Origin of the sequence: Phytobacter sp. RSE-02 (genome assembly GCF_040578655.1) — a bacterium.
Lineage (GTDB): Bacteria > Pseudomonadota > Gammaproteobacteria > Enterobacterales > Enterobacteriaceae > Phytobacter > Phytobacter diazotrophicus.
Window position 1 is genome coordinate 113,493 of record NZ_JBEULY010000008.1, and the last position, 14,495, is coordinate 127,987.

The window sequence follows — 14,495 nt, forward strand, 5'->3', positions numbered from 1 at the left end:
AGGGGCTTATATGGACTTTGAACAGATTTCCCGCTCGCTCTTACCGCTGCTGGGCGGCAAGGACAATATCGTCAGCGCAGCGCATTGCGCTACGCGACTGCGGCTGGTTCTGGCGGAAGATGCCAAAGCAGACACCACGGCGATCGGCAAGGTTGAAGGGGTGAAAGGTTGTTTTCGCAATGCCGGACAGTTGCAGATTATTTTCGGCACCGGCGTAGTGAATAAAGTCTATGCCGCCTTTATCAAAGAGGCGGGTATTGGCGAAACGAGCAAGTCCGAGGCCGCAGCCATTGCTGCCCGCAAACTGAATCCGTTCCAGCGCGCGGCCCGTTTGTTGTCGAACATTTTCGTCCCGATCATCCCAGCCATTGTGGCGTCGGGTTTGTTGATGGGGCTGCTGGGAATGGTGAAAACCTACGGCTGGGTCAATCCCGAAAACGCGCTCTATATCATGCTGGATATGTTCAGCTCGGCGGCGTTCATTATTCTGCCTATCCTGATTGGTTTCACCGCGGCGCGTGAATTTGGCGGTAACCCCTTCCTGGGCGCGACGCTGGGCGGCATTCTGACACACCCGGCGCTGACCAACGCCTGGGGCGTAGCCGCCGGGTTCCATACCATGAACTTTTTTGGTATCGAAGTGGCGATGATCGGCTATCAGGGCACGGTCTTCCCGGTGCTGCTTGCCGTCTGGTTTATGAGTGTCCTGGAAAAACAGTTGCGCCGGGTCATTCCTGACGCGCTGGATCTGATTCTGACGCCGTTTTTGACGGTTATTATCACCGGTTTTGTCGCGCTGCTGGTCATCGGCCCGGCGGGGCGTGCGCTGGGTGACGGTATCTCCTTTGTGTTGAGCACGCTCATCACCCATGCCGGCTGGCTGGCAGGGTTGTTGTTCGGCGGTCTCTATTCGGTGATTGTCATTACCGGCGTGCATCACAGTTTCCATGCGATCGAAGCGGGGCTATTGGGCAACCCGTCCATTGGCGTGAACTTCCTGCTGCCTATCTGGGCGATGGCCAACGTGGCTCAGGGCGGTGCTTGTCTGGCGGTGTGGTTCAAAACCAAAGATGCCAAAATCAAAGCCATTACCCTGCCATCGGCGTTTTCGGCGCTTCTTGGCATTACAGAAGCCGCGATTTTTGGTATCAACCTGCGTTTTGTAAAACCCTTTATTGCAGCGTTGATTGGTGGGGCGGTTGGCGGTGCCTGGGTGGTCTCGGTCCATGTCTATATGACAGCCGTAGGGTTAACGGGCATTCCGGGCATGGCGATTGTACAGGCCAGCTCGTTACTGAATTATGCTATCGGGATGGTGATTGCTTTCAGCGTCGCCTTTGTTATCTCTTACCTGCTTAAATACAAAACGGACTCCGAATAATGACGCCATCAGCCCTGTTGCCGAAGATTTTACTGTCAGTACTTAAAGGCCAACCGAAAGCACTGCGAGACAGTCACTATCCGGCCTGGCATCTGGCCCCGGCGACGGGGCTGTTGAATGACCCCAACGGCTTTATCCATTTTCAGGGGCGGTTTCATCTGTTTTATCAGTGGAACCCGCTCGGCTGTCAGCATAATCATAAATGCTGGGGGCACTGGAGTTCAGCGGATTTACTGCACTGGCAGCATGAGCCGATAGCGCTGATGCCGGAAGAGGAGTATGACCGCAGCGGTTGTTATTCCGGTAGCGCGGTCGACAACCAGGGCGCACTGACGCTGTGTTATACCGGCAACGTGAAATTCGCCGGGGGTGGTCGTACGGCCTGGCAATGTCTGGCGGTGCAGAACGCCGAAGGCGGGTTTGATAAGCTGGGGCCCGTTATCGCGTTGCCGGAAGGCTACACCGGGCACGTCAGAGATCCGAAAGTCTGGCAGCACGAAAACCAGTGGTACATGGTGCTCGGTGCCCAGGATCTGGCGCTACGCGGCAAAGTGCTGCTGCTTCGTTCCGACGATTTGCATCACTGGCAGTTACTCGGTGAGCTCGCCGGTAGCGGTCTCGGCGGTTTAGGGGAGGCAGGGTATATGTGGGAGTGCCCGGACCTGTTCACTCTGGGCGCTGATACTTTCCTCATCTGTTGCCCGCAAGGGGTGGCACGTGAAGCGCACCGTTTCCTTAATACCCACCCGAGCGCGTACCTGAGTGGGGCATTCACCCCTGAACAGGCGACATTTGAACATGGCGCGCTGCATGAGCTTGACGCCGGATTTGAGTTTTACGCCCCGCAAACCACCTTAAGCGCTGACGGTCGGCGCCTGCTGGTGGGTTGGATGGGGGTGCCGGATGGCGAAGAGATGCGACAGCCGACGGTAGCGCAGGGCTGGATCCATCAAATGACCTGCGTGCGCGAGCTTTCCAACCGTAACGGTAAGTTGTATCAACAGCCGGTCAGGGAATTGCAGGCGCTGCGCGAAAATGAGCGCCGTTTTGCAGGGCGTGTGGATGACGCACCGGTGATGGATGCCCGGAGCCTGGAGCTATGGGTCGAGAGCGAAGGTGAGCTGACGCTGAATATTGGCGATACGCTTATCCTGCACTGGCATAAAGACCATCTGCGTCTTGACCGTCGTAGCCTGGAAAATGGCGAATGGCTCTCGCGTTACTGGGACGGAGAGGCAAATGTGCTGCAAATTTTATGCGACAGCTCAAGCGTTGAGATCTTCATCAATGAGGGCGCTGGCGTAATGAGCAGCCGCTACTTCCCGTCACATCCTGCGCAAATAACCTTTAGCGGAAGTGGCGAACTGCGGGCGCAATACTGGTCGTTACGTCCTTGCATGGTAGAATAACAGCTTGTTTCATTAACCGATGCATTGTCGTGAGAAAAACAAAACGCGTTACCATCACTGATATTGCCGCGCTGGCGGGGGTCTCAAAAGCCACCGCCAGCCTGGTTCTCAATGGACGAGGTAAAGAGTTACGCGTGGCGCAGGAAACCCGTCAGCGTGTGCTTTCGCTTGCTCAACAGCACCACTATCAGCCGAGCATTCATGCCCGCCTGTTGCGCGAGGATCGCAGCCACACGCTCGGCCTGGTGGTCCCTGAGATAACCAACCACGGGTTTGCCGCCTTTTCTCATGAACTGGAAAACTTGTGCCGTGAGGCGGGCTTGCAGCTTCTTATCTCCTGTACCGATGAAAACGCCAGTCAGGAGTCGGTGGTGGTCAACAATCTGGTCTCCCGTCAGGTGGACGGGCTGATCGTCGCCTCCAGCATGCTCAACGACGCCGATTACCTGAAACTCAGCGAGCAACTGCCCGTTGTGTTGTTCGACCGCCATATGAACAGCACGCCGTTGCCGCTGGTTATCACCGATGCGGTGACACCCACCGCCGATCTGGTTGAACGTCTGGCCCGTGCGAATCCTGATGAAATCTACTTTTTAGGTGGGCAACCGCGACTGTCGCCAACCAAAGATCGTCTGGCGGGTTTCACGCAAGGGCTGGAGAGAGCAGGTGTGGCGCTGCGCCCTGAGTGGATTATTCACGGCAACTATCACCCCAGCAGCGGCTACGAAATGTTTGCCGCCCTGTGTGCGAAGCTGGGACGTCCGCCCAAAGCCCTGTTTACGGCGGCATGTGGGCTGCTTGAGGGGGTACTGCGTTATATGAGTCAGCACCATTTACTGCAAAGTGATATTCACATTGCCAGCTTCGACGATCACTATCTCTACGACTCTCTCACCTTGAGTATTGATACCGTCGAGCAGAACATTCCGCGCCTGGCGTATGACTGTTTTGACCTCATTACCCAGTTGATTGAGGGCAATGAGCCGACCGAACAACAACGCATTTTGCCCGCCACACTACGCCTGCGTAATGAACGTTTGAAAAACGCAGCGCCTGGTCAGGCTGGCTGATGTAACTGCAACGCGTGTCACCATTTTGATAATACAAGGGGAAGGGGCTTCCCCTTGTGTTCATCATTGCTGGCTGCCACGCACCATCGTCACGATCGCCTGCACCAGTTCATCCTTCGCCTGCTGCGCGCTGATTTTGCCAATCACTACCGCCCAGGATAACCCTTCTGCGGCACCGAGCATCGCCCATAGCGCGGGTGTTTGTAACGTATTGCCATTGCAGAAAGGGGTAAACAGCGCCCGGCATTTCTCGGTAAATGTCGTGGCGTACTCCTGACGGATTTGCTCCAGTTCCGGCGTGCCGCTGAGTGCGGCAATGACACTTGGCATTTCGCGCCCCGATAGCAGCACACACTCAATGTACGCATCGGCAATGACCGCCGCGAGCTTCTCCAGCACAGGTTCTGTCTGGCTAAGCTGTGCGTCCATACGTGCCGTCGAGCGAAGATCATATTCCCGATAAAGTGCGGCAAACAGGCCCGAACGGCTGGTGAAATGATCATAAACTACCGGCTTTGTGATCCCGGCGCGTTCTGCGAGATGGCCGAGTGTCAGGGCTTCTGTGCCTTCTTCCCGAATGATCTGCCAGGCCACCTCAATCAACTGGGTATAGCGTTCCTGCCGTGATAAACGCTGGCGTGCGCTCTGACTGCCCATCGTAAAAATTCTCCGTTGACATGCTTATATACCAAAGGTAAGTTACTATTGGTAGGTTACCTTTGGTATATAGAGTACGTTTGCTTACGCCATCCCGCAACCAGGAGTCGCTAAATGCATGCTTTAATCGTCATTTCTCATCCGGATACACACTCTCTGAGCCACAGTGTCGCTGCCGCCATGGCGAAAGGGATTACCACTCATCCGCAACACACCGCAGAGATTGTCGATCTCACCGCCGAAGGCTTTAACCCAACCTTCACCGCGCAGGACTTTGCCGCGTTCAAGCTTACCGCACCTGTCCCGGCGGATATTGTGGCAGAGCAGGCTCGAATTGATAAGGCTGATGCGCTGGTGCTGGTGTTCCCGGTCTACTGGTGGTCAATGCCCGCACTGCTGAAAGGCTGGATTGACCGCGTGTTTACCAACGGTTGGGCTTATGAAGAGACCGCCGAAGGAGAGGTGGTGAAAAAGCTGGGCCGCCTGCCGGTCCATGTTATTGGCCTCGGCGCGGCAAGCCAGGGCGCCTACGACCGGCATGGCTTTACCGCCGCCTTTCACGCGCAAATTGCCCACGGCATTTTTGACTACTGCGGTGCGCAGGTGAAAGCGTCTGAGCTGCTATTACTGCCGGAACTGGGAAGCGGGGAGGCGTATCTGGATAAAGCGCTGACGCTGGGGCATGCCGTTTTCGCATAGTTGTATGCTGTTTTGATACCGTCTCAAGGCCGTAGTACACCCTGCTGCGGCCTTATGTTTTCTGCGAAAATATATGTTTTTAAATATGTTTATATTGTGGATGACCATCATTTCTGTAACATTAAACAATGTTATTTATTTTATTTTTTACCGTTCAGACGAAATTTGCTGCGTTAATATTAATAAAGTTACGAGCTGAATCGACGCGCACGTGGTTTTTTTTGAGGATTGACATTGCAGATGTAAATTATTCTTTCTATATTGACTTCCTTCCTTTTAGTGCTTAACTATTACTAGCCAATATTTTTCCCATCATGACATGCGTTGGTAACATAACCTGCTCATTATATTAAAAAGACCTGCTCGTGATTCATTTCTGAGAATGTGTGGTCTGATAATTATCACAATACCCGTAAAGCATACCTAAGTTTGGGTTGTTTTTTCTTATCTTTATTTAATCTTCCAGGTTAGTTGTTATTTAAGCCAGTCTAACATCGAAATTGTTTGATGCTGAAATATCAGATATTTTGGTGGGTTAATTCCTGTGCGCCAGGAAAGATTCATTTTTTAAATAACCTATTATTCTTCAATCAGTAAGGAGGGAGATGCCTTAATTTATTTTGCTCGGCTGTGAACGTCAGAATGTCATTCTAATTTCAAAAAAGGAACTACATGATGAGTACAGAACCGATTAAGATCGCGTTGAAAAAGAGTAGCGGACATTACGTTACTGTCGACAGTGGGGCTAATCTATTAGCGGCGACGAGTTCAACGTGTGGAAATAATGAAATTTTTCAGTTGGTTTACCAGCAAGACATGATCTTCGCTCTGCAAGCGTTTAATGGAAAGTATGTGACAATTAAGCCGGGCGAAAGTAATTCATTAGCCGCAATAAGTGACTCGGTGGGCGAAAACGAAAACTTTGAGATGTTCAACTGGCATTCAGATGAGCAAATCGTCCTGCTGGCAGCGAATAAGATGTATGTCGATATCAAGGCCGCAGGTGCTATTTTGCAGGCCAACTCTCTGAATCCAACGGACGATGATATCTTCGAAATTATTCCCCTTGATCAATCCGGCAATCCGCTCCCGCTCAACGAACCCGATACGCTGACGGAGCAACCTTCTGTACATGTGTTAAAAGCGGCTGCGGCAGGAAGCTCTCCTTCCGTGTTTACCGTCTGCTTTAGTGGCACCGCCTGTACTCGCGATGAAGGTGAGGTATCACGTCCTGGTAGTGATAAAAATATCTATTGCCCGAATACGGGTTATATACCGGTACGGATCCACAAAGAGATCAGCGGCTCATTACAGGCCGTCACGCCGAGTATTTCTGTTCGTGGTGTAGGTGAAAATGACTGGGCGGTTCCCCGCAACGACAGTGAACCGCTGGTCTTTAATGGGCCACTTGATGCAGATTCCAGCCTGCTTAACTATGTAAAAAGTTACTCAGGCGGCAACCAGTATTCTTATGCCACTCAGCTTGATGGCTGGTCAGCCCCGGCACTGGCTTTGCATGGCGCTAACATCGCATGCAAAAGTGGCAAACAGCAGTTTAATTTTATCGGACATAGTCGGGGAGCCGTTGAGTGCATCATGGCGGCCTGGTTTATCTATGCCTACGGTTCGGAGCAACTCAAAAAAATCCCCATCAATATTTTTGCGATCGATCCTGTTCCCGGGACTGGCCAGTGGTACAGCATGCTTACGCAGCTTCCCCCCAACGTGGTGAATTATGTCGGTGTCTATGCCTGGGATATGTGCATACAACCGGGTGATAAACCCTTTATGGCACTGGTTCCTCGTCCCAACGGGCTCATGACAGGAAAAGACAATACCGCCAAAATCTACAACTCAGTTTTATGGTGGGACAGATGGAAATACATCGCGGATAACGCGCAGTTGACCGACCCTCTGGAGAAAGGCAATTATCCGCAACCCGTGGGCTATACGCTGTACGCCATACGCGGCAGGCACAGCACCGTCGCGGGAAATTACACTGCAGACGCAAAATATGATGCGGCAAACGTATCGGCTTCGGTCGCACCCGTACCTGAGCTTATCTACAAAATGGCACGCGGTTATCTTACTCAGTGGGGCACCGTTTTCCCGACGGCGAGCGCCGTTGGTGAAGATGTTGTTCCGCTTCGACAGGCTATCAACACTGACCACCGCGATTTCGACGCGATGGGCGGAGGAGAGACGCGAACCAGCTCTCTTCCCTACCGACCTTATGTGCGCAGAGTTTCTTCCATTTATGGAATCAACCCGGCAAATAGCTACTACATGGATAACGTTGTTGGCAACCCGCCTTATTCAATGGCCTACCCGGTCACGAATGAACGAACCGACGCCGGATGGGTTAAATGGACGTTTTTATAATTCAACGCCCAGCCAATTAACGGACATACCTGATTATCATTCACAGGAAAGATTATCATGAGCTATGCACTCAATTTAGTGGGAAATCCGTCTTATCTGTCTGCGCCAAATAGCACGGTTTATAATTTTGGCACAGGTGACTTTACGCTTCAGTGCTGGGTAAAAACCCGCGCATCCGGCACCGTTATTTCACGCAAAGCAACCGAAGGCGGTGCCGGTAACGGTGGTTTTTTACTGGTCATTAAACCTGGCGGTCTGATTAAACTCGCGACGGATAATGGATTTGGCTTCTATGAAATTAATACGGTTGCCACCCATATCAGTGATGGAAACTGGCATTTTTTAACGGGTGTTCGTCAGAACAGCCAGCTCTCTGTCTATGTAGATGGCACGCTAGTTTCATCAAGCCCAAAAAACAATATTACACCACCTGTCAACGTGAATAACGCCTTGCCACTGTACATTGGGGCCACGGCGCAACGACAAGAACAATATAATCAATTTAATGGCGAGCTTGATGAAGTTCGCGTCTGGAATATTGCACTATCCGCAGCGCAAATTAGCACGCAAATGAATCAACCGCTGACTGGCACGGAGCCAGGCCTGGTGACTTATTACACTTTCGCCGGACAGAATGCGACGGACCAGTCACCGAGCCATAATAATGCGAGCCCCGTTGGCGCTGTCGCATATTCCGCCCCCGGCGTTTTTTCCGGTGAGGATATGCCTTTTATCGACCGGGTTGAACAGGCCGTTAAAGGCTATTTCAATCAGTTAAGCGGCCCGTCCTATATTCGTATTATGGATACACCGCATATCTGGGGAATGGATTTCGGGCGGGATATTATGACCCAGGCCCGTAATCGACAAAGGGATTTCTCCCGGGCCATTGATGAAATCATTCAAAAAACCAAATTTCGTTGTGATGTGTCCTCACTAAATAGTCCGGACCCGGACTGGCAGCGGGTGATTTTTGGCGCCATTGATACCTGTTTAACTCAACGCATGGGCAGAACTCAGCCGACACAGTTCCGCTTCTTTTTTGGCCAGACCCCCACCACGCCAGTTGGCGAACCGGCTAACTATACCGAGTTTAAAGCGGGGCTGATTCGCCTGATTCAGGAGCGCGGTAAAGAGTGGGAAGTGATGCCCGAGATCTGGATGGGGCGGTTCTATCGGCTCGGTGCCGGGATCATTTCGGCGATTCAGGCCAAAGTGTTTGGTAGCGCGGTGATTGGTGTCGACGACACGAAAATGACGTGGAACCACACCAAAATTATCAGCATGGATGGCACATCGGCGCTGGTTGGCGGACATAACCTGAATATGGATCTGTTTCGCAGCTATCCTCCCGTGCACGATGTGTCGGTGGTTGTCCACGGCAAGCCTGCGCAGGGGTCGCAGCTTTTCTTAAATCAAATGTGGGTATGCGGCAAAGACCTGATTACCAAAGAGACGCTGAACGTAAGCAACCTGAGCTGGCAAAACAAGGATAGCGATCCCACGTTACCTCGCGACCCCTTCGTGCAACCTGAGGTTGCGGCTTATCTCGAGGCCCAGCAAAAAGCGATTATTGCCCTTCATAAGGGGGGCGTTCAGCCTGATGGCGGCGAACAGGAGGTAAACCATGAGGAGTACGCCCAGGCGAGCCTGGACATTCGCGATCAGGATTTAAAAACGCTGCTGGATCTGAAACTTCCGGTCTTCCCGCTACGTGTAATCTATACGAAATATGCTGGATTTGAAGAGTACAAACTCGCCACGCGTAATCTGGTGCTGGGGAAATACTGGAATGGCCCTGACCCGGCAACGAGCTTTCAGAAAGCGGCAGAGATCATGAAAGAACAGCTCATCAAGCATGCCAAAACGACTATTCGTATGTCGCAGATGGACCTGGTGAGCGCATGGAAGAAAAACTGGTCCGATCATAAAGTTTGTCAGTGGCTGCTGGAGGCGTTACTGAATAATACGGCATTACAGGTGCAAATTGTTGTTTCGCCGCTGGATGCCGGGGCCGGCGCGGCGGGCGATCAATATTCTTTTGGTTCTGGTGCCTCCCGAACATTCGAACTGATGGAGTATTACATGACGCATGATGTCGCCACGGATGCGCCCATTAGCGACCCTGGCGGTATACGTGCTAATGCCCTGAAACGTCTGCATATCGCGCCGCTGTATTACACGGATAAAGTCCCGGCGAACAAAACGCAGGAGGGGGTGACTTACAAATGGCCGGATCTGAGCCCCGAAGGTTACACGGCAACCCTGAAACAGCCGCCGCTTTCCGTTGAGCCACCGGTGAAAGGTGTTATCGGCAGTGCCGCCTGGGCAGTGATCAACGCCAGTGGTTACATCTATTCCAAAGTGCCCTCGGCACCGGGCAACCACGCCAAGATTATGATTATCGATGACGAAGTGTATGTGGTCGGTTCCGATAATCTCTACCCAGGCTTTCTCTCGGAGATTGATTATCTTGTAGAAGGAAAGGATGCGGTCAGCCAGATGATCAATTCGTACTGGAACCCGCTGTGGCAATATTCCGGCCCCCACAGTATTTCGGGCTCAAGCGATATCCGCAGCAATTACCTCACGCTGATGGAACCGCTTGGGGTGAATGGCACGTTGATTTCCAGCAATCGGCAATATTTCGCCATCATGCAGGCCGATGGTAACCTCTGCGTTTATCAGGGCACACCCCATAATCAGGGTAAATATGTCTGGGGCAGTCAGAAAACGGGGCCGGGAGGACAGTTCTTCACAGTGGTGCAAGCCGACGGCAACCTCTGTACCTACTTCGGTACCATGGGTAACCAGGGGAAATACCTTTGGGGTACACAGCGGCTTGCCGACGGTGGCAAATTCTTCCTGATCATGCAGGATGACGGCAACCTGTGTGTCTATAAAGGAACCGGTCCGCAAGACCAGGGGGCATTTGTCTGGGGTTCGAAGAACTGAGTGTTGAATTGTCGCGCAAGAAAACTCAAACCCGCCCTCAGTTCAGCAGGGCGGGTTTTTTTATGAGTCAGGTGCGCATGTAATGGCGTTAGCGTTACATCGTGTGTATTTAACGCTCAGAAAATGAGAAGGCAATTAACTATGCCAGTTTCACATAGCATTTCTGCTAAACGCGAAACGTTAAATTGACGCATCAAACCTGCGGAGCGGGAGCTAATTGATCGTGCCGCGAAAGCCAGAGGTAAGAACCGAACTGATTTCGTTCTTGATGCTGCCCGCGCAGGCTGCGCACGACTCAAGGGGTGAAGCTGGTCTTAGCAAAAACTGCCGCCCACATCGCAGGCGGCAGCGGCCATCAGAACAATACCGAGTAGTTCAGGCCGAAGGTACGACCGCGGCCTTTGTAGGTATACAGGTTCTCAGCACCGTAGGTTGGGCTATAGAGGCCCGGTGCGCGTTGTCCCCAGGCGGTGGTGTAATCTTCATCCAGCAGGTTTTCGACGCTAAAGCTCAGCTTGCCCACGGGCAGTACATAGCTGCCTAACAGGTCAACGGTGTTATAGCCATCGATGTGCTTACCGGCTTCGTCAGAGAGATCAAAGGTCTGGGTACTTTGCAGACGCAGTGTCCAGTCGCCCGGCGCCCAGGTGACCCATGCGCTCATTTTCGACGGGCTTGCACTGTCGACCGTCAGCTTTTGCCATTTCCCGTCAACGCGGGTTTGCGATTTGATGGCGTTAAAGTTCGCGCCGGTGCTCCACTCGCTATCAGTAAAGAAGTAATCCACCTGGCCTTCAACACCATAAATACGACGCTGGTCATCTTCAATATTGATGGTCATGTCGGTTTTATTGATGTTGATGGTTTTGTCAGAAAGCGAGTAGTAACCGGCAATTTGGGTGCGCAGATTATCCCCGGTAAAACGCCAGCCCAGCTCATACGCATCGACTTTGATACCGTCGAGTTTTGAGTCGTTGACGTTCACGCTGTTGACCAGACGATAGTGCCCATTACTCAACTGGTAGGTGCCGGAGCCGTAGTATTTCGCCAGATCCGGGATCTCAAAGCCTTGTGAGAAGTTAAACCACAACTGCTGGCGATCCGTCAGATGACCCAGAATGCCTGCGTTAAACAGCAGGTTGTTGTAATCGGTTTTCCCGCCCGGCACCGCGTCTGCTGAGGTGGCTCTGCCTGTGGCAATCGCCTGCTGCTGCGCGTAACCAATAAAGTCATCGACCCGGTTTTCTGTGTATTGATAGCGCACGCCGCCGCTCAGAGTGATAGCGGAGATGTCGTAGCTACTTTGCAGGAAAGGGGCGAGGTTGGTGATGCTGTAACCCGGATAACGCCCGACATTCCAGGCGTTGTCCAGCTTCATGCCACCGCTGGCCGCCGCTTTATTAAGGTCAAAAAATTGCTGGTTGGCGTCGAAAGTTTCATGTTCGGCATCCACGCCCCATGTCAGGGTTAAATCCTCCAGTGGCTTGCTGTTGATGGTCAGCTTGCCGCCGTAGAAATCGGTTTTTTGCTGCGATGCGCCAATACTGGTCACCCGGCCGCCGGAGAGGGTAGGGAAGGGGTAGAACGTCAGGCTTTCATCACGGTAGTAAATCTGTGCGAGCAGGTCCTGGCCCCAGAAATCGGTGTTTGAATATTGCAGGTTGATCAGGTGGCGCTCGGTGCCCGGAATGCGGTCGGAGTCGAGGTTGTTTTTGTTGTACGCTTTGCCAGAACCGGTTACCGCCGAGAAGTTCTCTCCGAGGTACAGGCCGTGCTTACCGTCGGATTCACTTTTGTAATACTGAGTGGTGAGCTGCAACTGCTGATGAGCGTCGATATTCAGCGTACCGGTGCCCATGACATCCAGACGGTCTGAGTACTGCAGGCCGGTCTGAGTGTTATCGATATTGACCTCGTTGCCTTTGCCGTCATACCAGCCGCCAAAGCGCTGATACGCCACCGACAGGCGTCCGGATGCATTGTCGTTTCCGCCGCTGACCGCCGCCGCGACGTTTTCGTCATTATCGTTATGGCTGTTAAAGCCCGTCTTCATGCCGGTCTGAAACTCGACTTCTGTTTCCGGCTGGCCTTTTTTAGTCACGATATTGATCAAACCACCGGTACTGCCGCCGCCATAGAGGGAGGTTGCGCCGGAGATAACTTCAATGCGGGCGATATTAAATGGATCGATTGAATCAAGCTGGCGGCTGTCGCTGCGCGAGGAGTTTAAACGCACGCCGTCGACCATCACCATCATCGAACGACCACGCATATTCATACCGTAGTTGGTGCGGCCCTGGCTGCTGACATCCATACCGGGAATCAACTGCGCCAGCACCTCTTTGAACTCTTTACCGCCCTGAACCTGCTGTTCAATTTCTGCCTGTTCAATGACCCAGGTGGTCTGCGCCATGTCGGTAATGCTGTGATTCGCACGGCTGGCGGCCACCACCAGTGTCTCTTCTTTTTGACCTTCAGCTGCGGCATTAGCATTTAACATCATCAGTAAACAAGGACTTAACGTCCAAACGTAACAAGGTTTCATTATTGTGGTAATCCTGATTAATCCAAAGGTACGGCGGCGTTGATTCTCCCGTGCCGCAAGCGCATCACTTTATTGGTGATAGTGATTATCAAGATGATATGAATTATCGTTACCATGTAAACAGTTTATGTTAAAAAATATTTCTCTAATGACATGATTTTTATGTGGTTTATGGTGTGGGAAATAGGATGTTTGGCGAGCCTTTAGAGTTAAAGGGGGGTAGCCCGAATAAGACGCAGCCGCATCCGGGAAAGAGGGCGCTGAATGCTCCCCCTCACACCGATTTGCTGCCTGACGGAGAAGGGAAACCAAAAGCAAAAACCCGCCTTGTGGGCAGGTTCTCTGAATAGTGGTGCCCGGACTCGGGAACATTTAATTACTTACCAATTTGATTTCTAACAAAAATTCTTCTGCTACTTATTGTCAAGACCCAGAGGGTGACCCTCATTTCCTCTTGTAAATCATAAAGGTGGATAAAGATAAGTAGAAAACCTTTCGGTTCGATACTCTGATTCTATTCCTTCAAAATTTATCGTAATGACATCTGCGTTACGCGTGTTGTATACTTAATATCCACAGAAACACAGGAGGACAACACCATGCCAGCCGCAAACAGTATGGCGATGAAACGCGAAACTCTGAACCTGCGCATCAGGCCCGCCGAGCGTGATCTTATCGACCGGGCAGCGAAGGCCAGAGGGAAAAACCGCACTGACTTTGTGCTGGAAGCCGCCCGCGCTGCCGCTGAGGAAGCGTTGATTGAGCAACGCATCATTATGGCCGATCCGCAGGCTTATGAGGAATTTCTGGCTCGTCTGGATCAGGCGCCTGCGCCTAACGCTGCACTGCGTAAAACTATGCAGACCCCTGCGCCGTGGGAGCAGGAAAAATGATCTCTGCTCCAGAACCGCTTCATACCGGGCATATTCTTACCCCGTTCTGTTGCGGCATGGATTCTATGGATAAGTGGCTAAAACAACGGGCGATGAAGAACCAGCTTTCTGGTGCATCCCGCACGTTTGTCTGCTGCGACGATGCTAAGGTGATGGCTTACTACTCGCTGGCTTCCAGCGCTGTGGCGACAAATACTGCACCCGGTCGCTTCCGCCGCAATATGCCTGACCCTATCCCGGTGGTGGTGCTGGGACGTCTGGCGGTGGATAAATCACTGCATGGGCAGGGCGTCGGACGGGCGCTGGTTCGTGACGCCGGACTGAGAGTGATTCAGGTGGCAGAAACCATCGGCATTCGCGGGATGCTGGTTCACGCCCTGTCGGATGAAGCGCGGGAGTTTTATCTGCGGGTGGGGTTTGAGCCGTCGCCAATTGACCCGATGATGCTGATGGTGACGTTGGGGGATTTGGTGGAGAGTATTTAGCAGATATATTTCTACCATT

Annotated in this window: 10 protein-coding genes and 1 pseudogene; 9 read left to right on the plus strand and 2 right to left on the minus strand. The window is 52.4% G+C overall.

From position 1 onward, the window contains the following. Positions 1-10 precede the first annotated feature (10 nt). The 3 genes from ABU190_RS17465 to ABU190_RS17475 are packed head-to-tail and all read left to right on the plus strand — an operon-like array spanning position 11 to position 3,860. Positions 11-1,381 (plus strand): sucrose-specific PTS transporter subunit IIBC, encoded by a 1,371-nt coding sequence (locus tag ABU190_RS17465; RefSeq protein WP_039078053.1) that lies wholly within the window; start codon positions 11-13, stop codon positions 1,379-1,381. Beyond that, entirely contained in the window at positions 1,381-2,790 is a 1,410-nt protein-coding gene (locus ABU190_RS17470; protein ID WP_354691964.1) for a sucrose-6-phosphate hydrolase, read from the plus strand. Before ABU190_RS17465 ends, ABU190_RS17470 begins: the two co-directional genes overlap by 1 nt. A gap of 29 nt (positions 2,791-2,819) precedes the next feature. Next, positions 2,820-3,860 (plus strand): substrate-binding domain-containing protein, encoded by a 1,041-nt coding sequence (locus ABU190_RS17475; protein ID WP_039078051.1) that lies wholly within the window; start codon positions 2,820-2,822, stop codon positions 3,858-3,860. A 63-nt stretch (positions 3,861-3,923) separates the two neighbouring features. Here ABU190_RS17475 and ABU190_RS17480 read toward each other — a convergent pair whose 3' ends face one another. Next, positions 3,924-4,517 (minus strand): TetR/AcrR family transcriptional regulator, encoded by a 594-nt coding sequence (locus tag ABU190_RS17480; RefSeq protein ID WP_354691965.1) that lies wholly within the window; start codon positions 4,515-4,517, stop codon positions 3,924-3,926. A 114-nt stretch (positions 4,518-4,631) separates the two neighbouring features. Between ABU190_RS17480 and ABU190_RS17485 the strand changes: the two genes are divergently transcribed. The 4 genes and pseudogenes from ABU190_RS17485 to ABU190_RS17500 all read left to right on the plus strand — a co-directional run. Further along, entirely contained in the window at positions 4,632-5,216 is a 585-nt protein-coding gene (locus tag ABU190_RS17485; RefSeq protein WP_354691966.1) for an NAD(P)H-dependent oxidoreductase, read from the plus strand. 672 nt (positions 5,217-5,888) lie between these two features. After that, complete coding sequence (locus tag ABU190_RS17490) at positions 5,889-7,598, plus strand: hypothetical protein (protein WP_354691967.1); 1,710 nt, start codon at positions 5,889-5,891, stop codon at positions 7,596-7,598. A gap of 57 nt (positions 7,599-7,655) precedes the next feature. Then, a complete protein-coding gene (locus ABU190_RS17495; protein WP_354691968.1) occupies positions 7,656-10,553 on the plus strand; it encodes a LamG-like jellyroll fold domain-containing protein in 2,898 nt (965 codons plus the stop codon). Positions 10,554-10,694: 141 nt separating this feature from the next. After that, a pseudogene (locus ABU190_RS17500) lies at positions 10,695-10,835 on the plus strand (DUF1778 domain-containing protein); the annotation flags it as partial. Positions 10,836-10,908: 73 nt separating this feature from the next. Here the strand turns inward: ABU190_RS17500 and ABU190_RS17505 are convergent. After that, complete coding sequence (locus tag ABU190_RS17505) at positions 10,909-13,098, minus strand: TonB-dependent siderophore receptor (RefSeq protein ID WP_354691969.1); 2,190 nt, start codon at positions 13,096-13,098, stop codon at positions 10,909-10,911. A gap of 599 nt (positions 13,099-13,697) precedes the next feature. Here ABU190_RS17505 and ABU190_RS17510 point away from each other — a divergent pair. Continuing rightward, positions 13,698-13,991, plus strand: a complete 294-nt coding sequence (locus ABU190_RS17510) for a DUF1778 domain-containing protein (RefSeq protein ID WP_125123870.1) — start codon at positions 13,698-13,700, stop codon at positions 13,989-13,991. After that, a complete protein-coding gene (locus tag ABU190_RS17515; protein WP_354691970.1) occupies positions 13,988-14,476 on the plus strand; it encodes a GNAT family N-acetyltransferase in 489 nt (162 codons plus the stop codon). Before ABU190_RS17510 ends, ABU190_RS17515 begins: the two co-directional genes overlap by 4 nt. The last annotated feature ends 19 nt before the right edge of the window (positions 14,477-14,495 follow it).